The organism is Candidatus Saccharibacteria bacterium oral taxon 488 (assembly GCA_013100825.1).
Taxonomy (GTDB): domain Bacteria; phylum Patescibacteriota; class Saccharimonadia; order Saccharimonadales; family Saccharimonadaceae; genus Nanosynbacter.
In genome coordinates this window covers 377,544-400,256 of the sequence record CP040001.1, presented here as the reverse complement: position 1 = coordinate 400,256, position 22,713 = coordinate 377,544, and the positions used below count along the sequence as shown (strand labels likewise).

Sequence of the window (22,713 nt, the reverse complement as noted above, 5' to 3'; positions counted from 1 at the left end):
TTACCATTGTTACCGGTGCTTGTGCCAGCGTGCTACAATTGACTCATGGACTTTGACACGCGCTACGCCAAACTGAACGCCAATCAGCGCCAAGCGGTCGATTACATTCACGGCTCGCTCCTGGTGATCGCCGGGCCGGGCACGGGCAAGACCGAGCTGCTGAGCATGCGTACCGCCCAGATTTTGCGCCAGACTGACACGCTGCCGGATAGTATTTTGTGCCTGACGTTTACCGAGAGCGGCGCCGCCAACATGCGCCAGCGCCTGCGCCAGATCATCGGCGAGGATGCGTATAAAATCGCCATTCACACCTTTCACAGCTTCGGTACGGAGATTATCAATCAGCACCGCCAGTATTTCTTCCGCGGCGCCGATGCCCAGCCGGCGGATGAACTGATGCAGCACCAAATTGTGACGGGGATTCTCGAGGGGCTTGATTGGCGTAATCCGCTGAGCGTTAAAAACAACGGTGAGTTCGTCTACACCAGTGAGTTAATCCGAGTTATTTCCGAGTTCAAACAGAGCGGCCTCACGCCGGCGGAGCTGCGGCTAGTGATGGCGGATAACCAGCGCATTATCGCCGACATTGCCCCTGATATCCAGCAGGTATTTGCCAGTAAAATTTCTAAAAAAACCATTGAATTATTTGCGCCATTAGCAGAGAAGATTATCGAGAGAATCGGCGAGGGAAATTCTGTTACAATCACCAATCTACCGTCCTCCATCACCCCGTACGCCCACGTTCTGGCACTCAGCATCGCTCACGCGGCCCAAGAGGCCATCGACGCTAGCTCCACCAAACCGCTGACCACCTGGAAAAACAAGTGGTGTGAAAAGAACGCCAGCGGCGAATTCGTCCTCAAAGACGCCACTGCCAGCGAGAAACTATCCGCCGCCATTGACGTCTACGAAGCATATGGCAACGTGCTGGCCGAGCGCTCGCTGTTTGACTACGACGACATGATTTTGTCGGTCATTCAAGCCTGCGAGACCCATCCAGAACTGCGCGCCAATCTCCAAGAACAATATCAATTCATCATGGTCGATGAATTTCAGGACACCAACCTGGCGCAGCTGCGGCTGCTGTTCGACCTGACTGGCGATGAGGATAATCCCAACATCATGGCGGTCGGCGACGATGATCAGGCGATTTTCAGTTTTCAGGGCGCCGATGTTGGCAATATCCAGCGTTTCCGCCAGCAATATCATGACCCGAAAATTGTCGTGCTGACGGACAATTACCGCTCGGCGACTGACATCTTGACGGCAGCGCGCGGAGTGATCACCCAAGGAACGGATCGCCTGGAGAACACCATTGACGGCTTGTCAAAACAATTGACGGCGCACGCGTCTGGTAGCGGCGCGCGGGTCGAAATCCAGGAATTTACCTCGGTGAGCGAGGAGCGGGCAGGGGTAGCACAGCAAATTGCCGAGCTGATCAAACGCGGCGAAAACCCAGCGCACATCACCGTCATCGCCCGCCATCACAAGGAGCTGATCAAGCTGCTGCCGCACCTGTATCGCCAGAATCTGACGGTCAATTACGAGCGGCACGATGATATTTTAGAGCAGGATATTATTCAAGCGCTGGACAAGCTGGCGCGGGTGGTCATGGCGATTCATCAGAATAATCTCGACGCCGCCAACAGTCTGCTGCCAGAGGTCATCGCCCATCCGGCGTTTGGCTTTTCGGCGCTGGATATCTGGCGGCTCAGCCTCCATGCCTATAACCATCGGCAGCTATGGCTGGAGAGTATGCTGTCAAGCAGCACTTTTCAGCCGTTTGGCGAGTGGCTGCTGGAGCGAGCCAGGGACGTACCAAATTTGCCGCTGGAGGAGCAGTTGGATAAGTTACTAGGGCTAGAGATGAGTGCTGGAATTACTCCAATCGACTCCGTACAGCGATTGCAACCAACCGGCGAGGAGCTTTCCTTAAAGCTCCGTACAGCGATTGCAGCCCGAGCGTCCTCAGACGCCCGGCGCGAAAAGAGGAGTCCCAGTAAAGGCTCTTCGCTTAATTCTCTCGCTGCCCACTACTTTTCGCCTGAAGCCCTTGCCAAACACCCCGACGCCTACCTAGCCACGCTCGAGAGTCTGCGCACGCTGCGCCAAAAATTACGCGACCGTTCTACCGACGAAGTCCCGACGCTGGCGGACTTCCTGGAATTCATCGACCTACACCGCTCGACCAAAACCCGCCTGACGCACATCCGCCCCCAGGCCAGCACCCTCGGCGGCGCCATCAACCTGATGACCGCCCACAAATCCAAGGGCCTAGAATTCCCACGCGTCTTCGTCATCGGGGCAATCGACAGTGTCTGGGGCGAAAAAGTCCGCTCGCGCTCGCGACTGATTCACTATCCCGCCAATCTCCAGCTCCAGCCTGCTGGCGCCAGTTACGACGAGCGGCTGCGGCTATTCTTCGTGGCGATGACCCGCGCCAAAACCACCTTGACTATAACCTATTCCCAGACCAACGACGCCGGCAGCGACACCATGATCGCCAGCTTTCTGACCGACCACGCACCGACGATTATCCCCGCCGCCGATACGCCCGCGACGCAACTGACCGTGGCGCAAACCGACTGGAGCTCGCGGCTGAGCGCGCCGATGACTACGGAGCTCAAGGATGTGCTGGCACCGACACTCGAAACCTACAAACTTTCCATCACGCATCTCAATAATTTTCTCGACGTCTCGCGCGGCGGCCCGCAGAACTTTTTGTTGAATAATCTCCTGCGCTTTCCGTCCGCCAAAAGCCCCGCCGCCAGCTACGGCACCGCCATTCACACCAGTCTGCAGCAGCTGCACAACCTGCTACGCGCCGACCACCGCCTGCCGCCTGCCGAGCGCATCCTCCAACATTTCCGCACGTCGCTTGAGGCCCAGCACCTGCCGCCCGACGATTTCGAGCTGTATCTGGACAAGGGCACGGCGGCGCTGATGGCGTTTCTGGACGCCAAATCGTCCGATTTTCGTGACACAGAGCTCGCGGAGTTCGACTTCGCTCATCAAGGTATCGTCGTTGGCGGCGCACGCCTGACCGGCAAGCTGGACGTCGCCGACATTGATAAGCATAATAAGACCATCTTCGTGACCGATTACAAGACTGGCAAGCCGTCGCACTCCTGGAAGGGCACGTCTGATTACGAAAAAATCAAGCTCCACAAATACCGCCAACAACTGATGTTTTATCAACTCCTGGTCACGTCATCACGTGATTATGGCAATTTCAGCTTCACCGGCGCCCGCCTACAATTCGTCGAGCCAGATACGAAAACCGGCGACATCCTCAGCTTGGAAGACACGTTCTCTGAGGAAGAACTAGCTGAATTCGCCCGGCTGATCAGCGTCGTCTGGCAGAAAATCACCACCCTGGAACTACCGGATATTTCTGGGTATTCAGCGGATTATAAGGGGATGGTGCAGTTTGAGCAGGATTTATTGACAGAGGAGTGGTAATCCCTCCGCGGGGCATAGCGAGAATAAGGACACGACTCTCTGCCCAGATTCACTCCCGCTAGAACCTTATGCTGTATTGAAATAGATCACTGGGGGTTGTTGACTTTTTGAGTTATGTATGATATAAACGTACTTGACTCTTCGTCGAAGAGTTGTTGGGTGAGTGCGCTCAGACGCCTATCACTCTGCATCCGCAGAGTAGTGTCTGGTGGAAAGCGCTTCACTCACTGCAACCCGCCAAGTCCCGTGAGAGGAGGTGAAACTCATGGGACTATTCGGTTATGACTATGTCCGAACAAGTAAGGAGTCTCGTGGTAACGACACCACGAGATCAACCTGCTCGTGTTGCCATCAGACCATCTGGTATGATGGCAACGCCCTGCAAAAGCAGCACGGGTATCGGTGCTGCCACTGTGGTAGCACCGTCCTGAAATAGCCTGGCCGTTTGCAGGCGGGACACGAAAAGTCCCGGGGGTGATCCCCCGCCGAGATCCGTTAAGTCTCGGAAAAACAGATCATAGGGTGTGCTAGGTCAGGAGGCGAGGTCTTAAAAAACCGCCGAGCCTCGCGGGTTCGACTCCCGCCACATCCGCTGGGGTGCGTGCTATAGCTCAGCGTTGAGCTGCAAACAGTACGCATGATAGGCCAATAACCTCCACTCTGGTCTATCACGAAAACAGCATTGTTTTCGCCCATCTAGCAACCGCTACAAGCGGTTCGTTACTGTCATCATCAAGCAGTAACTTGAGCCAGCGGTATGGATAGGCTAAAGGGACCTTCGCCTTTCAAGGTCTCGCCTGTTCATCGGAACGGAATCTGCGTGCTTGTGACGCTACCGTTCTTAAATCCTCAGGACTCGCGAGTTCACTCGTAGCAGTTTTTCTCAGCGATGAGATCAACTCCGAGCAGAACCGCTTGAGTCCACCACCCCCGCGTCAACGATGACGCGGGGATTTCACCTTTTGGCGGTGATTGTCGGGCAGGGGTAGCCACTTGTATATCCAAAAGACTCCCGCCACCATACCATCAGATTCCTAGAAAACATCGTGCTATTTGACAAACATCATGATGTTTTGGTAATATCACGACATGAATGCTGCGCAATTACTCCAAGAAATTCTGATGCGGACAGGCCTTACCCAAGAACAACTGGCGCGTCGCTTAGATGTGCCGGTGCGTACGCTCAATGCCTGGGTACACCAACACATGTCGCCGCGCGCCAAAAACCTGGCGAATATTCAGCTATTACATCAAGAGATGATCGGGCAGGACACCATCGACGAGGCGAAGCGCCTCGCTACTGAACGTGCCGCCCAGGCCAGCCGCATGACGATCCGGACACTCCTGGCGAATCAAGAACTACTTGACATCCTGACGCTCCACTTGACCTACCACACGAACACGATCGAGGGTAGCACAATGACCCTAGCAGACGTCGCAGAGGTGCTGAACGATGATAATCGCGTCCTCGCCAACAAGACAGCGCGCGAACAGATAGAGGCCCGTAACCACCGTACTGCGCTCTACTTTCTGCTGGATGCCCTACACAAAGAAGGGACGCATTTTACGTGGAGCGAAGAGCTGATCTTGCAAACGCACGTCCGACTAATGAATACGCTGGTGTCTGACGCCGGACTCTACCGCCGACACGGTGTGCGCATCATGGGTAATCGCGTCACAACAGTAAACCATCTGCGCATCACTGAAGCGATGTCCGAGTGTATTGACGAAATGAACAAATCGCCCAAAACAGAGTCGATAGAATGGCTCGCCCGTACTCATGCAACATTTGAAAAAATCCATCCATTTAGCGATGGCAACGGTCGCACCGGGCGACTCTTGCTCTTTGTCCAGGCCCTGCAATTAGGACTGGTGCCACCCCTCGTTGCCAAAGAGCGCAAGCGAGCGTACTATACCTATCTGGAGCGAGCGCAGGTTCGCGGCGAGCTGGAGGCGCTACGTCTATTTATCGCGGAAAGTATATTGTTTAGTAAAGGGCTGACGACGTGAACATGACCTTTTGGGACAATCTGCCGCAGCCATTTTTCATCTTGGCACCCATGGAGGCCGTCACCGACGTCGTCTTTCGCCATGTCGTGAAAAAGGCGGGCGCGCCCGACGTGTTTTTCACCGAATTCGCCAATGCCACCGGTTGGGTGCACGCTGGTGACAAGGCCATCGCCGGGCGACTCATCAAAACCGATGACGAACATCCACTGGTCGCCCAAATCTGGGGTGGCGAGCCGGGTGACATGGAACAATTTGCTGCCCACTGCGCTCAATTAGGCTTTGATGGCATTGGCATCAACATGGGCTGCCCCGCCAAATCAGCCATCAAATCGGGTGGAGCAGCGCTGATCCGCCGTCCAGAAGTCGCCGTAGCTGCCATCCAAGCCGCCAAAACCGCTGGGTTGCCAGTCAGCGTCAAAACCCGCTTGGGTTACAGCCGCGTCGACGAGTGGCATGACTGGATTGCAACATTGTTGCAACAAGATCTCGCCAACCTAACCATCCACCTGCGCACCAAAAAGGAAATGAGCAAAGTCCCAGCGCATTACGAGCTCATCGATGACATTATCGCCCTTCGTAATGAAATTGCCCCGCAAACTCTCTTGACTATAAACGGCGACATCCGCGACCGCACCCACGGCTTGGAACTCACCCGCCAGCACCCCGGCGTCAACGGCATTATGATTGGGCGGGGGATTTTCAGCGATCCGTTTTGTTTTGTCAGAAGCAAGGTGAGCGAAGCATCTTCTGATGAGAAGACTGTGGATTGTTCGCGAATAGCGGACAATCCAGCCGAACGCTCGCGCCAAATCTCCAGTGGAGATTTAAGCGAAAAGTGTGCTTCGAATCAGAACGATGCGCCGTTCACCAATGCTTTAGAACACAAATCTGAACTGATCGCCTTACTACACTACCACCTCGACCTCTTTGACCACTACCAGCCAACCCTCGGCCGCCCCTTTGAAACCCTCAAACGCTTCTTCAAAATCTACATCCGCGACTTCGACGGCGCCAAGGAACTGCGCGAGCAATTGATGCACACCACCAGCACCGACGAAGTCCGCCAATTACTGGATGATCAATAAAACTGAGCGCCCATAACCGACCGCAAGACACATCGTAATCAAACGTGCGCCTAAAATGACACTGTAAACAATCTACTACCGTCGTCGCTTGCGCCGATGCAAGTCCGCCACCTTCAACCGCACCATATGCCGGTCGATGAGCTGTTTGGCTTTCTCGCGCTCGACTTGGTCGCCGGCCTCGTCGCGGGCTTTGATGGCGCGCTCCAGGGCCGCCTGAGTCTCCGCCTCGATGATGTCGTCGCCATGGTCGGCCTCGTCCACCAGGATTTGCACCGATGAATAATCGATTTTCACCACGCCGCCAGAGATTGCGAAATATTCCAATTGATTGTCGGGGTCTTCTTGATGCCGGCGCACGGTGATCACGCCGTCCCTCGCCACCGTCACCAGCGGTTCGTGGCTCGGCAGCACCGAAATCTCACCGTCAATCGTCGGAATAGTTACCGAGTAGACCATCTCATCCAGCTTGACACCACCGAGCGTTACCAGCTTTAGATCCATCAGGCTAGTCCTTCTTTGCTTCTGGTTGCTTTGCGCTTTCAGCGTCACGGGCGACTTGATCGCTCAAAGTTCCTTGCACCATGTAGAACCAGCTTTCTGGCTTGTCGTCGTATTTACCGGCCAAGATGTCAGCGGCGTCGCGAATAGTGTCCTCTAACTTGACGTACACGCCTGGATTACCAGTAAATTTCTCAGCCACATGGAATGGCTGCGCCAGGAAACGCTGGATGCGACGAGCCCGAGCGACGATTTGCTTCTGGTCGTCTGACAATTCTTCCATACCGAGGATGGCGATGATGTCCTGCAATTCTTTGTACTGCTGCAGCACTCGCTGCACCTCGCGCGCCACGCGGTAATGCTCCTCGCCAACGATTTCTGGATCAAGTGAATTAGAGCTGGAATCCAGCACATCGACAGCCGGGTAGATACCAATTTCCGTCAAAGCACGGTTCATCACGATGGTCGCGTCCAGGTGAGCGAAGGTCGTCGCTGGCGCTGGGTCAGTCAAGTCATCGGCTGGCACGTACACCGCCTGAACAGAGGTAATCGAACCCTTTTTCGTCGAAGTAATGCGCTCCTGGAGAGCACCCATTTCTTGCTGCAAGTTTGGCTGATAACCCACAGCGCTTGGCAAACGACCAAGCAACGCCGACACCTCGGCACCAGCCTGGGTGTAGCGATAAATATTGTCGATAAACAGCAGCACGTCTTTGCCCTCGTCACGGAAGGCTTCAGCCATCGCCAGACCCGACAGTGCCACGCGCAAACGTGCTCCAGGCGGCTCATTCATCTGACCAAACACCAGCGAGGTCTTGTCCAGCACGCCGGCTTCTTCCATTTCGTAGTACAAGTCATTTCCTTCACGAGTACGCTCACCAACGCCGGCAAAGACCGAGTTACCAGAGTGGAACTTAGCGATATTGTTGATTAGCTCGGTGATCAGAACGGTTTTACCGACACCAGCACCGGCGAACAGACCAGCTTTACCACCTTTGGCCAGCGGGGCGATCAGGTCGACAACCTTAATTCCAGTTTCCAAAATCTCCGTCTTGTTTGACTGCTCGCTCAGGTCCGGAGCAGGGCGGTGAATCGGTGCGGTTTTACCCTTTGGCTGCGGCTTTTCGTCAATCGCTTCACCGACCACGTTAAACATGCGCCCTTGGGTCTCGGCACCCACTGGCACGGAAATCGGCGCGCCAGTCGCCACCACTTCTGCGCCGCGAGCCAAGCCGTCAGTCGACGACAGCGCAATCGTTCGCACCGTGTGCTCGTCGAGGTGCTGCGCTACTTCCAAAACCAGCGTCTCTTTGCCATTCTTGACATGCAACGCATCATAAATTGCCGGCAATTTAACGTCACGTGGAAACTCCACATCGACCACCACGCCAACGATTTGAATAATTTTTCCTAGTGTTTTACTCATCAATTCCTCCTTTTACTATCTCGATTATCTCGCCATTCTTAATACCTTTTAGCGATGCCACTTCATCAATAGATAATCTCTGTATATATGCTTGCAAAAATTTATATACCTCGCTATTGCTAATGATGAGAGTAACTCCAGGCAAACGAACTGCGTCCTCATAAGCAGATGCGATAGTTGTTAATATCTTATCTAGCGGCCTGAGCTCACGCTCTGGTCTCGGAGATTTACCGTGCCACCCATTTCTCAACCAGTACATTAGTGCGTCGATATCAAAATCCAGCCATCGCTCATCAACACCAATTTGTACATCATCGGATCCAGCCGTTTGAGCTATTTCCTTAGCGGCAGCCCTTGCAACAAGAAGCGGTGAAGTAATGATCCTATCAATTATTAAATTTTTATCCAAAATACCCCGTTTAGTTCGCTGGATAGCTTCAGTGCGCAAGGATACTTTTCCTGAGAGCTGATCTTCATCGTAGCAAGCAAAATACACGCTCATTGTCCCATCGCCTCCACACCGCCAGAAATTTCTGCCAGCTCTTGGGTGATCGCACCCTGGCGGGCTTTATTCATCGCCAGTGTCAGATCATCCACCAGGTCAGAAGCATTATCCGTCGCATTCTTCATAGCCATCATCCGCATGGAATGCTCACTGGCACGAGCGTCCAGCAGCGCTTGAAACAGCCGCGCGCCCGTCAGACGATAAACCACCGCGTCCAGCACTTCTGGAATGCTCGGCTCGTACTTGGCATCAGAAACCGTGTTCGAAACTTCACTCGGGTCAATTAACGCTTTGGTACCCGCCGGCAGCAAGCGCGACAGCTCCGCCGTCTGCACCATGCTATTAACAAATCGCGTATACACCAATGTCACCGCGTCAACCTCGCCATTCTCAAACATGCTAATAGCAGTGTTCAAAATCGTATGAAAGGTCAATCCTGACGGCTGATCTGGCAAATCTTCGTACGTACCGATAATCTTCGTATCCTTCAAACGCGAGGCAAACTGTGAAGCCCGACGGCCAATGGTCAAGGTCAAGTTCTCAATGCCGCGTTCGTCATCACGCTTCAGCAGCTCCAGATATTTCTTTAAGACATTGGTGTTATATGCGCCGGCCAGACCTTTGTCGCTGGCAATGACGATGATCAAGCGCTTAGTAATTTTGCGGCGCTTGAACAGCGGGTGATTATCAGTCGCACCCTGGCTAGCTAGGTACGCCAGGAGTTCCTCAGCCGCCATGGTGTAGGGAGCTGAAGCCTTGTCCGCCTCTTGCGAACGGCGCATTTTACTGGCGGCCACCAATTGCATTGCCTTGGTGATTTGCTTGGTCGAATCCACCGAGCGAATGCGATTTTTCAGCGCACGAGTACTCGGCATGGATTACTCCTCAAATCCTTTCGCCGCCACTTGGGTTGCCTCGTCGATAACCTGGAGCTGCTCATCAGTCGGTTTGGCGCCCTTGTTTAGTTCGCGCATGGTGTCTTTGGCGTTGCTCCAAAGTTGCGTCAACAGGCCAGCTTGCGCCTCCTTAATCTTGACAACTGGCACATTGTCAAACGCACCGCTGGTTACTGCGTGAATGCTGACAAATTGCTCCCACACGCTCATCGGCTGGTACTGCGGCTGCTTGAGCAGTTCAGTCAAACGTTGACCGCGGTCAATTTGCGCCTTGGTCGCATCATCTAGATCCGAGCCAAATTGCGCGAAACTAGCCAATTCACGGAACTGCGAAAGACCGAGCTTCAAGTTACCGCCGACTGACTTAACCGCCTTAGTCTGAGCGGCACCACCGACACGGGAGACCGATAGACCAGCGGAGATAGCTGGGCGAATACCTTGGTAGAACAGGTCAGTCTCCAGGAAAATCTGACCGTCGGTGATGGAAATCACGTTGGTTGGAATGTAGGCCGAGATATCGCCAGCCTGCGTCTCGATGATCGGCAGGGCAGTCAGTGAACCAGCGCCCAATTCGTCTGACAACTTGGCTGAACGTTCCAGCAGGCGAGAGTGAAGATAGAAGACGTCACCAGGATACGCCTCGCGTCCCGGTGGACGGCGCAGCAGCAATGACATCTGGCGGTAGGCCACGGCGTGCTTGGTCAAATCATCATAAATCATCAGTGCGTGGCCGCCGTTGTCGCGGAAATATTCACCCATGGCGGTACCAGCATATGGCGCGAGGTACAGCAGGGAAGCCGCGTCTGACGGACTGGTCGCCACCACGATGGTCTGTTCCATCACACCTTCTTCTTTTAGGCGGTCAACCAGCCGGGCAATCTTTGATAATTTCTGTCCAATCGCCACGTAGACGTTCACCACGCCAGTCTTTTGCCGCGCCTGGTTGATCATGGTGTCGATGGCAATGGCGGTCTTACCCGTCTGGCGGTCACCAATGATCAGCTCGCGCTGCCCGCGGCCGATTGGGAACATGGCATCAATTGACATGATGCCGGTCATCAGCGGCTCGTGCACCGACTTACGGCCCATCACGCCAATGGCTGGGCGTTCAATCAGCCCACGCTGCTTGGTCTTGATGACTGGTCCGCCATCCAGCGGCCGACCTAACGGGTCAACCACCCGGCCGAGCAGCTCCTCGCCAACTGGCACATCCAGCACCGCACCCTTACGGCGAACGCTGGCGCCAGCCTTGACTTTCTCTTCACCGCCAAGGATCACCGCACCAATTTCATCTTCCATCAAGTTCAGCGCAAAGGCTTCTACCACGCCGCCATCAGTTTCAATTTCTAGCACTTCGCTGTAGCCAGCTTTACTGAGGCCGTGCACCCACGCCACGCCGTCGCCGACGCGGATAACCACACCAGTATCCTCTAGTCCTTCCGTCGCCTCCAGCTGCGCGATTTTTTCCCGCAGGCTTTTGGCTAGTTCTGTCACATCAATCTTGCTCATTTTTCCTCCTAGATTTTCTTCGCCCGCAAGTCGTTTAGTTTCTTGGCAATTGTCGCGTCCATCACTTGAGTCGGCGTGGTAATCTTCACCCCGCCGATCAACTCGGAACGGATGATTTCGCGCAGGCGTACCTGAGCGATGCGGTCGCTCGGAACTTCCGCATCAGAAAGTTCGACATGCTGAGCAGCGCGGTCGTCTGAGGGCGCTCTGCAGCCCGAGTTTCCGCTACGGAAACCCGGAGCGAAGCCCGCGTCCCGATGACGAGCCGCGCTGCTCAGCAGCCCCTTGACTTCTTGCCGCACCACATCATCCAGCGGTGTTGCACTCTCCACCGTCGCCACAACCGTGCCACGTTCGGCTAATTCTGCCTCGATATCCTGCACCAATAAATCAATCTCTCGCTCGCGCCGCTCGGCTATGATCAGCGCCGCTAATTCATCAATCACTGCTGCGTCACCCTTGAGCAACCGCTCGGCCGCGTGTCGTGCCAACTTTCGCCGAAGCGTCCGCGCCATGACTAGGCAACCTCCTTGACCGCAGTCGCAATCAGCGTGGCGTCTGTCTTAGCATCAACTTTCTCATGCAAAACCTTGCCAGTCGCCTCAGCCACCAATTCCAGCGTCTCATTGTGCAATGCTTTCTTGGCTTGTTCGACTTCCTTGGCGATTTCCGCCTGCGCTGCACTAACGATGGTCTCGGATTTGGCAGTCGCCTTAGCCGCAGCTTGCTCGACGACCGAGGCCGCCTCCTCACGCGCTGCCGCCACGATATCACTGGCCTCCGCCCGAGCTTTTCGCATCAACTCGTTGGTCATTTTTTCGGCTTTATCAGCGTTGTCGCGCGCCGATTGCGCCGCCTTTTCGGCTGTGCGCATGTCTTTTTCGCGCTTGTCGAGCATCGCTGCCAACGGCGGATACACCCACTTGCGTAGAATGACCAGCAAGATCAGAAACGCCACCGTTTGCAAGATCAGCAGCTTCCAATCAATACCGAGCGAACTGAACAGGTCAGCCTTTTCGGCCGCGTGCGCTTCGGCACTCGCAAATTGTGTCAATATAGTCTCCACAATTTACCCCTCAAATTACATAACTTTGCCGACGATAGCCGCCACGAAACCGATGATCGCTAGGGCGTCGATGAACGAAATACCGAGGATCATCATGGTGCGCAGGTCGTTAATTTTCTCTGGATTACGGCCAGCCGCGTTCATCGCTGCCGCGCCGACGATACCAGCGCCGATCGCTGCCAGTGCAGCTGGGATGGCGTAGGTGAGTGCAAATGCTAATTCTTTCATATAATTTCTCCTTTATTTAATACTTTACTTTTCTAATCATTCGCCGCCGCGAGTTTCGTCGTATCAGCAGGTGAATGAGCATGATCAGTCGGCTCGTGCGTGTCGTGGTGAGCCAGCCCCAGCGAAATAAATACCGTTGACAGCATAAAGAAAATGTACGCCTGAATACCGCCGATGAACAGCTCGAACAGATAAAACGGCTGCAAGGCCACCGGCGAGATATATTGCGTCAAAAAGGCGATCATGATCAACAGCACCTCGCCCGCCAATACGTTGCCAAACAGGCGGAAACTCAGACCGAGCAGGCGCGAGAACTCCGCCACCAACTCCAAAATACCGACAAACGCCATGATCGGATCACGCAGCGGATTGACAAAGTAGCGGCCCATATTGCCCTTGAAGCCAAGGTATTTGAAGGCATAAATTTGCGCGGCGACAATGGTCACGATAGCCAGGCCAAACGTCATATTCAGATCAGCCACACCGCCGCGAAACAGCGGCGTACCGTGACTTCCCACGGTGATCGGCCCGACAATCGGTAGCAGCCCTAGCCAATACTGCGCCACCACGAAAAAGAATATAGTGATACACAGCGGCGCCACTCGACGCGCCCACGTCTGGTCCGGGATGACTTGGCGAACCGTATTGTACAGCCCATCAAATGTCCAGTGAATCAACTTCGTTGCGAAAGTATGCTTTTTCTTGCCCAGCACTGCCGCCCGTGTCCGAAACATCAACCACACCAAAACGACCAGCCCGAGCGCGCCAAGCATGTGCGAATTGGTGATCGACACGCCCACGATATTCGCTACTTCATCAGCCTTGACTGAAATGTGTGGACCGGCACTGGCAAATAATTGTATCATATATTTTTACGCTCCTTTTTTCGTTTCACACGCCCCAGCTGCTTATTCACCAGTAGATACGCGCCCACAAAACCAAGTACCACGCCAGCAAACATCAGCCACGGCTTCAAACCAAACACGCTATCCAGCCACACACCCAGCAGCGTACAGCCGATGCTCGGCACAAACATCCGCCACGTTGTGTCGCCGATCGTCCCGAGAATAACCCGAGCCGCCGCCACTTCTGTCGCTGTCGTCACGCCATTCTCAACATCTGGTCTCTCAGCCATTACTCTGTAACTATAGCAACATGCTATACTCTTGACAAGATGCCACGGCGAAATTACCCAAAAAACCAACCAAAATCGGCCCGAACGCTCGTCAAGTCAACGCTGACAACTGCCGATCACGACGCTTGCCGGCGCAAGCGCCGCTTCGCCACCGAGCAAATCGCCAGGCGAGCAGCCGATACGCAGGAGCTGGTGTCACCAAAGCTGGAGTTAGACGTGTATTATTGCCGGGGGTGTGACGGCTGGCACTTAACGAGTCGGGCGTCCCGAGACTAGATGGCATTGCCGAGGCACCGATGCTTATGCTACAATAGAGAAAAGCCATAAGGAGGGAAGTTATGAGCGAAGATAACACGGCCAATCACCAAGACGCCAAAGTCACTGTCTATAGCACCAGCTGGTGTGCATTTTGTCACACCGAGATGGAGTGGTTGAAAAAACTCGGCATTGATTTTGTCGCCAAGGACATCGAGGCTGATCCAAGCGCCAAGGAAGAATTGCTCAGTAAAAACGGCGGCAATTTCCAGGGCGTGCCAGTAACCGATGTTTGCGGCGAGGTCATCCTCGGCTTTGACCGGCCGAAACTACAGGATGCGCTGAAGAAGAATGGTTTGATGAGCGAATAACTATCGCTAATTGACATATTAAAAACCTGCTACTTGAGGGCTCTACTAGTAGCAGGTTTTTCATTAGCACACCCCTTATGCTGCACCGATTTGCACAACTTCGCCACCGATTTCTTGGCGGAAATAATTGTCGTGACTGACGTAGAGGATGGCGCCAGAATATTTTGCCAGTGCCGTCTCTAATTCCTCAATGCTCGGTAGGTCAAGGTGGTTGGTTGGCTCGTCCAAAATCAGCAGCTGCGGGTCATTCGCCAGCATAGCAATAATCTGAAAGCGCGCCTTCTGACCGCCCGACAGGCGCGCTAGTGGCGTCATCCGATCGGCTTCGGCGAACAGATAATCGGCTAGCAATTGGCGAATTTTCGTATCAGAAATCGGCAGGTCACGGCTAAGATATAATTTCTCGATCGCCGCCTCCAACGGATCCGCCAAATACCGCTCATCAATCTCTTGCTCATACACGCCCACCCGCACCTGTGGATCGAGGAAGAGATTGCCGGAGTAGAGGATAGGGGTGACGGCTGCGCCACGCTCCTGCGCTGGAGTACTCTTTTCGCTTGCATCTCCACTGGAGATACTACGCGAGCGTTCGGCTGAAACGTCCGCTCCTCGCGAACGTTCCACAGCCTCCAGCGCAGGAGGTGTCGCTGGCGCTGGTTCATCTGGCGCGAGCGGCGTCTCAGAAAAAATCTGGGATTGTCTCGGGTCCCGGATTATTTTATGAGACGCCCGGGCAACCGCACCACCGCTTGCCAGCAACATCCGAATCAGCGTCGTCTTGCCAGCGCCATTGCAGCCGCGTAGCTCCACCGCCTCGCCCTCACGTAGATCAATATTCACCCCCTCACACAATATCCGCTCGCCAACCCCAACTGCCGCATCCTCAACTCGCACCAGCACGTGCTGACTACGACTGGCCGCATCCTTCATCGATAGCCGAATATTGCGCGCCTTGAACTTGCCATAGCGCTCGGCTGACTTGTAATCAAGCTGCCCAGCCGACTCCTTGTCGATCCAAAACGTCGGCTTGTCCATCTCTGATAATTCCGCTAGCTCGGCCCGCGCTTCATTTTCCAGCCGCTTAAACTTTTGGATAGTGCCCGGGTTGCGCGACTTTTCCTTTAGCCGCTGATAATCCAGCGCTTTTTGCTGAAGGTTAGTCATCCGCTTCTCGACCTGCTCAAAATTATTCATGCCCGCCGCCGTCGCCTGAGCGTTTTGCTTGAGGTAGGCGTCATAGTTACCGCGGTAACTGACCGCCCGGCCGTCTTTGAGCTCGACAATTCGATCCACCCGACCCAGCACATCGCGATCATGCGTGATGATCAACATAGCCTGGCGCGGCTGCGAGTTCATCCAGTCGATGAACTGCTGCTTGGCCACATAATCCATATGATTAGTCGGCTCGTCAATCAGCGCCAAATGCGCCTCCGCATGCATAATCTTCACGATCTCCACCAGCCGCTTCTGACCGCCCGATAGAGAACCAAGCGACCGCTCGCCGCACCCGCTCAGCTGGAAATTATCGAGCTCCCGGGCAATCTTCTCCTCAATCTGGTAAAACCCTTTCTGATCAAATCGTTCCAGCGCCTGGGTATACTCCTCGATCTTACGCATATTATCGCCCATGGTTTCGGGATATTCATCGATAATTTTCTTCAAACGCGAATATTCTGGTAGCCCCGCTAGGATGTAGCTCAGCACCGTCTGATCGCCCAAACCATGATGCTCCTGCGCCGTACTGGCCACGGTGATGCCACGGCGAAAAATCACCTCGCCGGTGTAGTCGGTATCCGTGCCCGCCAAGATGCCAAACAACGTTGACTTGCCGACGCCATTGCGGCCGACCACGCCGACCTTTTCGCCATCATCCACACTAAACTTGACGTCGCACATCAATGTCTTGTCGCCAAAACTCTTCTCAGTGATGTGGATGTCGGCTATCATGCTTGGGATATTGTAGCATATCACCCTTATGGCCAGGGCCGACTGACTGTTTTTTGACGGCGAGACCGCACCCCAACGGATGAAATTACCAAGAATATGAACGAGGCAATCAAGGGCTTCGTTTGCGATCGTGATGCTGACGGCGAGCTAATCGAAGGCACGCTTAACAACACGATGCTGCAGCTGATTGTTGATATACATGAGGCCAAAGACAAGGCCAAGAGAAAGAATCAACATTGGAAAGATCAGTGGTCAAATGATATCAAACAACTAGGAATGGTAGCCGCCGTGCGAGTCAGCGCTCTGACGGATGAACCACCTCTAACGGTTGATGATCACTAAAATTCCTCATACTACTTGCATTTATAGATAAACAATGTTATAGTATGAAACCATGAGTATAGAGATAACACCACCAGCACTACATACTACGATTACCCCCTCCGAAGAGGAGGCAACCCCTGACCATGAAGATACTAAGTACATCAGCATCTTTGATCTTTGCCAGAACGTAGATATTAACGCTTACTCCACGGCTAATGCACAATCTATTGAGACGGCCAAAATGACCCTGTCTAACCTTGGTATTCTCACAGAAGTAGTAAGCTGGACTGAGCAAAGAATTATCGCACGGGGCATTGCTGAAGCTGCTGGACAGGAATTTGCTAGCGATAGAGTTGGTTCAGATAATGCATACGATGCACTCCGTAACTATGAGCATAGCAAGAAACCCCAAGATCAGCTATATGCTCTCGTTGACACGCAAATGAGAGAAATTCTATCTAGCACTAGTACTGACGAGGAGCGTCGTGAGCAGCTTCACGACCTAACCAACTTGCTACTTGATTGCAAGGGTCGCATTCGGCATACATTAGACGAATTATCAAAGAAAACGCTTAACGATTCTGAAAATGGCCCTATTGAGCCATACACAGACTGGGACCTCATTGAAGCCCCAGCTCACGTGCTATAATAATTCACGTGACCAAGCCCGCCAAGACCAAAAAACCATCCACTCACGCCGTCGTGAATCGCCGAGCGCGATTTGACTATGAGTTGGGCGAGGAGGTTGTGGCCGGGCTGGTGCTGGCGGGCATGGAAGTGCGCGCTGCCAGGGAAGGGCACGTGCAGCTGAAGGGGGCGTTTGTTAGCATGCGAAATGGTGAATTGTGGCTGAATAATGCTAGTTTTTCGCTGCGATTGAACGTTCGCGGCCAGGCAAATACTCGCAGCGTTGATACTTCGGCGCGGAAATTATTAGTCAGTAAACGCCAATTAGCGCGCTTTACCGAAGCAAAAAAGCAGGGCATGACCATCGTGCCGACCAAATTACTGACCAGCGGCAAATTTATCAAGGTAGTCATCGCCCTCGCCAAGGGTAAAAAAACCTACGACAAGCGCGAGACTATCAAGCGGCGCGATCAAGATCGCGAGACGCGGCGGCAGCTTTCTGGGCGATAACCCGGCGATATAATTTCTCTAATTTGCGAACTTGGCGGCGCTCGGTGAACGTGGCCGCTATTTTTTTACTCTCAGCGCCAAACCTCGCTCGGCGCGCTGGCGAACGGAGCAGCGTGATAATGGCATCTGCCATACTCTTGGGCCGATTTTTCACGAAGATACCATTTACGCCGTCACGCACTACTTCGGATACTTGCGTGTCAATGATGACGATTGGCTTACGGGCGTGCGCCGCTTCGTGTAGCACCCAGCCCTGCGTATCCTTGAGCGACGGGAAGCAAAACACATCCAGCACCTGATACGCTACGCCTAATTCCTCGCGCGGCAGAGCGCCGGTAAAGATGATCCGATCAGCGTACTTACTCTCGGCCGCCATCGCCTCGAGTTTTTTGCGGTACTCGAAATCGCCAACGAACAGTAATTTTGATTTAGGGCGAGCCTTGGCGACATACTTGTCAAAGGCTTTGATCAGAATCGGTAAGTTTTTCTCTTCGCCCAGCCGCCCAATGAAACCAAATACTTCATCAGACGCCCTGAGACCCCACTCTGCCCGAAAGGCCTTGAGCTGAGCCGCTGACGGTCGCGGCAGAGCATTGACACCATTTGGCAGTAATGTCAAATCATACAGATGATCGTCATCCTGCCAACCGCTGAGCTGAGCCACGCTTTTGCGACTGAGGGCAATGACAGCGTCGGCTTTGCTGTAGAGGATAGTGATGACGCACTCGATGATGGCCCGGTTCCATTTGGTGATACCACGCGGCCGATATAGCTTGACCAATTCAAATAAATCACGGCCCCTTAACTTAATCGACAGTGGCAGCACCACGCCAGCCAGCGTCAAGATCCCCGGCAGCACCGCCGGATAATGCTCGGCAAATTCGTACATATCGGTGCAGTGCTGGATGACCAAAGGGATCTGCTGCTTGTGCGCCGCGCTAACACCCACCAGCCCGATTTGCGACGGCGTAAAGATATGCACGATGTCGAGCTCTAGCTCTTTGATGCGACGCTGCACCACTGGCGGGAAGAACACCGACGTATCGTAATCATCAAAAAACGCGCCCTTGATCGAGGGAAAGCGGACGATGTGCGAATCCGGGTCTTCGTTGAGCAGCTCGGCTTGCTTGGCGGGATTCATCGACTTGGCGGGACAGAACACGTAGACATCGTGACCCAGCGCTTCGAGCTCGCGCTTGAGCGATTCGACCACAAAAACGATGCCGTTAATCGACGGCCGATAGGTATCGGTGAATAAACCTACGCGCATACCTCATCTTCTTTTAGCAACTCTTGATACATCGCGACTAAGCGCTTGGCGCCAGCACCGCTATCAAATCGTTCAGCAATTTTTTTAGCACCATGAATTGCTGACTGGCGAAAAGACGCATCTGTTCTGAGACGGGTTACTAATTGAATAAACTGCTCATCAGTATCCGCCATAACTGCCGAACCACGAAATGTATCGTCATACTGCGGGATATCACGCAATACTATCGGCAATCCAGCACCAGCTGCCTCCAGTACACACACAGGATGATTTTCCTGAGTAGCCGGCAATACAAACACATCAGCCGCCATATAATACTGACGCACATCTTCGAGCGGTATAACACCGGTTACCGTAAGGTTAGGAGGAACTGAATTAATAAGTTTTTGCATTGACTCGTATTTAGCCCCAAGATGTTTAAATGGAATACCACCAATCCAATAAAACGTAACATCCGGCATTGCACGAGCGATTGATATAAAGGTGTCAAGTCGTTTGCGAGGCTGCACTTGGCCATTACCGATGACGACAAAATCACGTTCTGTCAGATGTAACGCTTGACGTGCAACATGGCGATCATCAGCAGTGACCTGATATCGCGCCATGTCAACGGTATTATATAGCACCTTGACGTTAGACAATTTCATGTCATGGACCAGCTCATCATGTACCATCTTGGAACAGGCCAGCACAAGGTCGGCCCGGCTGTAGAAGAACTTTAGCCACAATTTACCAACTGGCTTCCAGTATTTGGCCGCCCTCAATGATCCAATGAAACTATCTGGTACCAAGTGTGCTGAAACAATTTTTTTACCGTTTTTGCGCAGCAACCGTCCCAATGCATACATACCCACTGTCTGTACATGAACTATATCTGCCGATCGATTAGTGTTAATGGCAATATCAATAGCAGGCTGTTTTTCCAAGGCACCAGTAATCTCCTTATAAGCTGTATGTACACCATGTCCTTGGACCGTAAACTCACTTTCCGAAATCATATTGACCACGATTCGGGATGTCTTTTTAGTCATATTTAGCAATTATACCATGATAATTCGTTGTATAATACAAGAATGCGATTATTTTCCTGGAACGTCAATGGCATCCGCGCCGTCATTAACAAGGGTGAGTTTGCCCACTTTATGCAAACCTACGATCCAGACATTGTATGCCTGCAAGAGACCAAGGCCGCACGCAACCAGGTAGAAATTGACCTGCCAGAGTACCACGAGCATTTTTATTCGGCTGCCAAGAAGGGCTATTCTGGCACGGCGATTTTCTCGAAAATCCGGCCGCTGCATTGGCGCGACGGGCTGCCGCCGGCCATCATCGAGCGGTTTAATTTGACCGGCGATCAGTATGGCAACCCAGCGGACGAAGGGCGCATCATCACTGCCGAGTTCGATGATTTTTGGGTGGTGACATGTTATACGCCAAATTCGAAAGGGGATCTGGCCCGGCTGCAATTACGCCATAAACAGTGGGATCCAGCGGTGCTGGCCTATCTGGAGGAATTGGAGCTAGTCAAGCCAGTATTATACTGCGGCGATATGAACGTGGCGCATCAAGAAATTGACCTGGCAAATCCAAAGCCTAATGTTGGCAAACACGGTTTCACCGACGAGGAGCGGGAAGGCTTTCAGAATTACCTAGACGCTGGATTTGTCGATACCTTTCGGGCAGCTTTCCCTGAGAAAACCGGCGCCTATACCTGGTGGACGCACTGGGCTAACGCCCGGGCGCGCAATGTCGGCTGGCGGATCGACTATTGGCTGGCGTCACGCGAAATCGCTAACCGCGTCATTAACTCTGAGATTCACGCCGAACAAATGGGTAGCGATCACTGCCCGGTAAGCATTGAGGTTGAGGTATGAAAATTACCAAGCGCTTGAGGGAACGTAAGCTGCTCCTTGGCCTGGGTGCCGTGCTGATCATCGCCAGTAGTGCTGTAGCGACTTATTTCACCCTCCGTCATTTCAACCCGCCGCGTACCACTGCCCAGCAGCCTATCAGCCAAGAGCAGCCCGCGCCGACACCCAAAGAAAAAGATCCCGACAGCCCGAAAACTCCAGCGCCAGCTGCACCAATTACCATCGCTCTGCCAAACGCTACACCGATCCCTGCGCGCATCGTTAATGATGCAGATGATGCTGACATCTGGAAAATTGTCAACAAATCCCGAGCCTTTGCCAATCCTCGTTACCAACCCAACGACCTCCACCTCGTCAGCGTGCCGACACTACCCGGCCGCGGCCAGGACGAGCGCTCGCTCCGCGCCGTGCTCATGCCTGACCTCGAGAAATTAGTCGCCGCTGCTGGTAATGCCGGTGTCACCATCTACGTCGGATCAGGCTACCGCAGCTATGCTACTCAGGCTTCACTTTTTGCTAGCAACGTTCGTCAGCACGGCGAGGCTAAGGCCAACCGGTTTAGTTCACGCCCCGGTCATAGTGAGCATCAATCGGGCTTGGCCGTTGACTTTGGCAGCACCGACCAAGCTTGCTGGGTGGAGGACTGTTTCGAACGAACCGCCGCCGGCAAATGGCTGGCTGCCCACGCCCATGAATACGGCTTCATTTTACGCTATCCGAAGGGCAAGGAACCGATCACCGGCTATCAGTACGAGCCATGGCATTTTCGCTACGTTGGGCGGGAACTAGCGGGCGCTCTACATCAGTCGGGCTTGACGATGGAGGAGGCTTGGTCGTATATTGAAAAGGCAATGACTGAACTCAAGCAGCGAGGGACACAATAGATGAAGCACAGGGTGGGACGCGCGGTCGTGGCCATGGTTTTGGCGGCATGGACGACACTGACACTGCTGATGATCAATGGTGGCACGCAGCTCGTCAATCGAACCTCAGAGTCGGTCGCTCATTCGCCGCTGTATAATTTCCAGCCGATCACCATCCGTCTCGACCGGACCAATCGCGACTTGACCTTTCCGTCGTGGAAATATTTACAAACTGGGAAAATCTGGTCGTACGTTTCGGGCAAGCAGGGCATCGACCCAGCCTTTGAGCCGCCGCTGACTGATATTACTGATGGTACGCCGAGCTGGATAGAGGATAAGCGCGTGCAGCCGATGGTCAAAGAGCCACTGGAGCAACTGCGCCAAGCCACGGCTGAGGCCAAGCTACCGGTCCTCGTCTCTAGCGCCTACCGCTCCGGCACCGCCCAAGCCAAAGTCCGCACTGAAACCACCGCCAAAAACGGCGCCGCCCACACCGATGAATACGTCGCCAAACCCGGCCACAGCGAACACCAGCTCGGCCTAGCGGTTGACTTGACCAGCTTTTCTGAGAAATGCAAGGCCCGCTTTAGCGACTGCGCGCTTGATCCAAAAACTGCCAGCTGGCTGGCCGCTCATGCCCACGAATACGGCTTTATTCTGCGCTATCCGAAGGGTAAGGAAAAAATCACCGGCGTCGCGAGCGAAGCTTGGCACTTCCGCTATGTCGGTAAAGACCTGGCTAGCCTCATCCACAAATCGGGGCTGACCTTTGACGAAGTGTACCAAAACATGGTCAAATTACGCGACAATGCATCAGTTGCTAAGTCATCTCCTTCATGATGCAGTAAGCTATTG

24 protein-coding genes are annotated in these 22,713 nt (G+C 53.7%); 11 read left to right on the top strand and 13 right to left on the bottom strand.

Annotated elements, in window-relative coordinates; genetic code table 11:
* Window positions 1-45: 45 nt before the first annotated feature.
* The 3 genes from FBF26_02110 to FBF26_02100 all read left to right on the top strand — a co-directional run bounded on the left by FBF26_02110 (window position 46) and on the right by FBF26_02100 (window position 6,557).
* A complete protein-coding gene (locus FBF26_02110; GenBank protein QJU10055.1) occupies window positions 46-3,462 on the top strand; it encodes an ATP-dependent helicase in 3,417 nt (1,138 codons plus the stop codon).
* A gap of 1,089 nt (window positions 3,463-4,551) precedes the next feature.
* Entirely contained in the window at window positions 4,552-5,472 is a 921-nt protein-coding gene (locus FBF26_02105) for a hypothetical protein (protein QJU10054.1), read from the top strand.
* Between the two features lie 2 nt (window positions 5,473-5,474).
* Complete coding sequence (locus FBF26_02100; GenBank protein ID QJU10053.1) at window positions 5,475-6,557, top strand: tRNA-dihydrouridine synthase family protein; 1,083 nt, start codon at window positions 5,475-5,477, stop codon at window positions 6,555-6,557.
* A gap of 75 nt (window positions 6,558-6,632) precedes the next feature.
* Here the strand turns inward: FBF26_02100 and atpC are convergent, their stop codons facing one another.
* The 10 genes from atpC to FBF26_02050 form a co-directional block, all read right to left on the bottom strand.
* A complete protein-coding gene (gene atpC, locus FBF26_02095) occupies window positions 6,633-7,058 on the bottom strand; it encodes an ATP synthase F1 subunit epsilon (protein QJU10052.1) in 426 nt (141 codons plus the stop codon).
* Between the two features lie 4 nt (window positions 7,059-7,062).
* Window positions 7,063-8,481 (bottom strand): F0F1 ATP synthase subunit beta, encoded by a 1,419-nt coding sequence (gene atpD, locus FBF26_02090; GenBank protein ID QJU10051.1) that lies wholly within the window; start codon window positions 8,479-8,481, stop codon window positions 7,063-7,065.
* Entirely contained in the window at window positions 8,474-8,983 is a 510-nt protein-coding gene (locus FBF26_02085) for a hypothetical protein (GenBank protein QJU10050.1), read from the bottom strand. The genes atpD and FBF26_02085 overlap by 8 nt, the downstream gene beginning before the upstream one ends.
* A complete protein-coding gene (gene atpG, locus FBF26_02080) occupies window positions 8,980-9,861 on the bottom strand; it encodes an ATP synthase F1 subunit gamma (GenBank protein ID QJU10049.1) in 882 nt (293 codons plus the stop codon). The genes FBF26_02085 and atpG overlap by 4 nt, the downstream gene beginning before the upstream one ends.
* Before the next feature lie 3 nt (window positions 9,862-9,864).
* The gene (locus tag FBF26_02075; GenBank protein ID QJU10048.1) at window positions 9,865-11,391 is read right to left on the bottom strand and encodes a F0F1 ATP synthase subunit alpha; all 1,527 of its coding nucleotides are present in this window, start codon (window positions 11,389-11,391) and stop codon (window positions 9,865-9,867) included.
* An 8-nt stretch (window positions 11,392-11,399) separates the two neighbouring features.
* Complete coding sequence (locus tag FBF26_02070) at window positions 11,400-11,906, bottom strand: F0F1 ATP synthase subunit delta (GenBank protein ID QJU10047.1); 507 nt, start codon at window positions 11,904-11,906, stop codon at window positions 11,400-11,402.
* Between the two features lie 2 nt (window positions 11,907-11,908).
* Window positions 11,909-12,460, bottom strand: coding sequence for a F0F1 ATP synthase subunit B (atpF, locus tag FBF26_02065; GenBank protein QJU10046.1), 552 nt, complete (start codon window positions 12,458-12,460; stop codon window positions 11,909-11,911).
* 12 nt (window positions 12,461-12,472) lie between these two features.
* Window positions 12,473-12,685, bottom strand: a complete 213-nt coding sequence (locus FBF26_02060) for an ATP synthase F0 subunit C (protein ID QJU10045.1) — start codon at window positions 12,683-12,685, stop codon at window positions 12,473-12,475.
* A 32-nt stretch (window positions 12,686-12,717) separates the two neighbouring features.
* Complete coding sequence (locus FBF26_02055; GenBank protein ID QJU10559.1) at window positions 12,718-13,458, bottom strand: F0F1 ATP synthase subunit A; 741 nt, start codon at window positions 13,456-13,458, stop codon at window positions 12,718-12,720.
* Window positions 13,459-13,547: 89 nt separating this feature from the next.
* Window positions 13,548-13,820: an AtpZ/AtpI family protein gene (locus FBF26_02050; GenBank protein QJU10044.1), complete on the bottom strand. Its 273-nt coding sequence runs from the start codon at window positions 13,818-13,820 to the stop codon at window positions 13,548-13,550.
* Between the two features lie 39 nt (window positions 13,821-13,859).
* Between FBF26_02050 and FBF26_02045 the strand changes: the two genes are divergently transcribed.
* A complete protein-coding gene (locus FBF26_02045; protein QJU10043.1) occupies window positions 13,860-14,096 on the top strand; it encodes a hypothetical protein in 237 nt (78 codons plus the stop codon).
* 62 nt (window positions 14,097-14,158) lie between these two features.
* Complete coding sequence (locus tag FBF26_02040; protein ID QJU10042.1) at window positions 14,159-14,446, top strand: NrdH-redoxin; 288 nt, start codon at window positions 14,159-14,161, stop codon at window positions 14,444-14,446.
* A gap of 75 nt (window positions 14,447-14,521) precedes the next feature.
* Here the strand turns inward: FBF26_02040 and FBF26_02035 are convergent, their stop codons facing one another.
* On the bottom strand, window positions 14,522-16,393 hold the full coding sequence (locus tag FBF26_02035) for an ATP-binding cassette domain-containing protein (GenBank protein QJU10041.1): 1,872 nt from the start codon (window positions 16,391-16,393) through the stop codon (window positions 14,522-14,524).
* 96 nt (window positions 16,394-16,489) lie between these two features.
* On the opposite strand from FBF26_02035, the gene FBF26_02030 reads away from it, so the two are divergent.
* The 3 genes from FBF26_02030 to smpB are packed head-to-tail and all read left to right on the top strand — an operon-like array spanning window position 16,490 to window position 17,854.
* On the top strand, window positions 16,490-16,735 hold the full coding sequence (locus FBF26_02030) for a hypothetical protein (protein QJU10040.1): 246 nt from the start codon (window positions 16,490-16,492) through the stop codon (window positions 16,733-16,735).
* A gap of 52 nt (window positions 16,736-16,787) precedes the next feature.
* On the top strand, window positions 16,788-17,366 hold the full coding sequence (locus FBF26_02025) for a hypothetical protein (GenBank protein QJU10039.1): 579 nt from the start codon (window positions 16,788-16,790) through the stop codon (window positions 17,364-17,366).
* Between the two features lie 8 nt (window positions 17,367-17,374).
* Window positions 17,375-17,854 (top strand): SsrA-binding protein SmpB, encoded by a 480-nt coding sequence (smpB, locus tag FBF26_02020; protein ID QJU10038.1) that lies wholly within the window; start codon window positions 17,375-17,377, stop codon window positions 17,852-17,854.
* On the opposite strand, the gene FBF26_02015 is transcribed toward smpB, so the two are convergent.
* Window positions 17,802-19,124: a glycosyltransferase family 4 protein gene (locus FBF26_02015; GenBank protein ID QJU10037.1), complete on the bottom strand. Its 1,323-nt coding sequence runs from the start codon at window positions 19,122-19,124 to the stop codon at window positions 17,802-17,804. The genes smpB and FBF26_02015 overlap by 53 nt on opposite strands.
* Window positions 19,115-20,155, bottom strand: a complete 1,041-nt coding sequence (locus FBF26_02010) for a glycosyltransferase family 4 protein (GenBank protein QJU10036.1) — start codon at window positions 20,153-20,155, stop codon at window positions 19,115-19,117. Before FBF26_02010 ends, FBF26_02015 begins: the two co-directional genes overlap by 10 nt.
* A gap of 42 nt (window positions 20,156-20,197) precedes the next feature.
* On the opposite strand from FBF26_02010, the gene xth reads away from it, so the two are divergent.
* The 3 genes from xth to FBF26_01995 are packed head-to-tail and all read left to right on the top strand — an operon-like array spanning window position 20,198 to window position 22,698.
* Window positions 20,198-20,998, top strand: a complete 801-nt coding sequence (gene xth / locus FBF26_02005; protein ID QJU10035.1) for an exodeoxyribonuclease III — start codon at window positions 20,198-20,200, stop codon at window positions 20,996-20,998.
* Complete coding sequence (locus tag FBF26_02000; protein ID QJU10034.1) at window positions 20,995-21,879, top strand: D-alanyl-D-alanine carboxypeptidase family protein; 885 nt, start codon at window positions 20,995-20,997, stop codon at window positions 21,877-21,879. Before xth ends, FBF26_02000 begins: the two co-directional genes overlap by 4 nt.
* Window positions 21,880-22,698 (top strand): D-alanyl-D-alanine carboxypeptidase family protein, encoded by an 819-nt coding sequence (locus tag FBF26_01995; GenBank protein ID QJU10033.1) that lies wholly within the window; start codon window positions 21,880-21,882, stop codon window positions 22,696-22,698.
* The last annotated feature ends 15 nt before the right edge of the window (window positions 22,699-22,713 follow it).

Bases quoted from the DNA above. Each gene is read 5' to 3' on its own strand.
- FBF26_02110 (QJU10055.1), top strand. From the start codon at position 46: ATGGACTTTGACACGCGCTACGCCAAACTGAACGCCAATCAGCGCCAA.
- FBF26_02105 (QJU10054.1), top strand. From the start codon at position 4,552: ATGAATGCTGCGCAATTACTCCAAGAAATTCTGATGCGGACAGGCCTT.
- FBF26_02100 (QJU10053.1), top strand. From the start codon at position 5,475: ATGACCTTTTGGGACAATCTGCCGCAGCCATTTTTCATCTTGGCACCC.
- atpC (QJU10052.1), bottom strand. From the start codon at position 7,058: ATGGATCTAAAGCTGGTAACGCTCGGTGGTGTCAAGCTGGATGAGATG.
- atpD (QJU10051.1), bottom strand. From the start codon at position 8,481: ATGAGTAAAACACTAGGAAAAATTATTCAAATCGTTGGCGTGGTGGTC.
- FBF26_02085 (QJU10050.1), bottom strand. From the start codon at position 8,983: ATGAGCGTGTATTTTGCTTGCTACGATGAAGATCAGCTCTCAGGAAAA.
- atpG (QJU10049.1), bottom strand. From the start codon at position 9,861: ATGCCGAGTACTCGTGCGCTGAAAAATCGCATTCGCTCGGTGGATTCG.
- FBF26_02075 (QJU10048.1), bottom strand. From the start codon at position 11,391: ATGAGCAAGATTGATGTGACAGAACTAGCCAAAAGCCTGCGGGAAAAA.
- FBF26_02070 (QJU10047.1), bottom strand. From the start codon at position 11,906: ATGGCGCGGACGCTTCGGCGAAAGTTGGCACGACACGCGGCCGAGCGG.
- FBF26_02060 (QJU10045.1), bottom strand. From the start codon at position 12,685: ATGAAAGAATTAGCATTTGCACTCACCTACGCCATCCCAGCTGCACTG.
- FBF26_02055 (QJU10559.1), bottom strand. From the start codon at position 13,458: ATGCTTGGCGCGCTCGGGCTGGTCGTTTTGGTGTGGTTGATGTTTCGG.
- FBF26_02050 (QJU10044.1), bottom strand. From the start codon at position 13,820: ATGGCTGAGAGACCAGATGTTGAGAATGGCGTGACGACAGCGACAGAA.
- FBF26_02045 (QJU10043.1), top strand. From the start codon at position 13,860: ATGCCACGGCGAAATTACCCAAAAAACCAACCAAAATCGGCCCGAACG.
- FBF26_02040 (QJU10042.1), top strand. From the start codon at position 14,159: ATGAGCGAAGATAACACGGCCAATCACCAAGACGCCAAAGTCACTGTC.
- FBF26_02035 (QJU10041.1), bottom strand. From the start codon at position 16,393: ATGATAGCCGACATCCACATCACTGAGAAGAGTTTTGGCGACAAGACA.
- FBF26_02030 (QJU10040.1), top strand. From the start codon at position 16,490: ATGAACGAGGCAATCAAGGGCTTCGTTTGCGATCGTGATGCTGACGGC.
- FBF26_02025 (QJU10039.1), top strand. From the start codon at position 16,788: ATGAGTATAGAGATAACACCACCAGCACTACATACTACGATTACCCCC.
- FBF26_02015 (QJU10037.1), bottom strand. From the start codon at position 19,124: ATGCGCGTAGGTTTATTCACCGATACCTATCGGCCGTCGATTAACGGC.
- FBF26_02010 (QJU10036.1), bottom strand. From the start codon at position 20,155: ATGACTAAAAAGACATCCCGAATCGTGGTCAATATGATTTCGGAAAGT.
- xth (QJU10035.1), top strand. From the start codon at position 20,198: ATGCGATTATTTTCCTGGAACGTCAATGGCATCCGCGCCGTCATTAAC.
- FBF26_02000 (QJU10034.1), top strand. From the start codon at position 20,995: ATGAAAATTACCAAGCGCTTGAGGGAACGTAAGCTGCTCCTTGGCCTG.
- FBF26_01995 (QJU10033.1), top strand. From the start codon at position 21,880: ATGAAGCACAGGGTGGGACGCGCGGTCGTGGCCATGGTTTTGGCGGCA.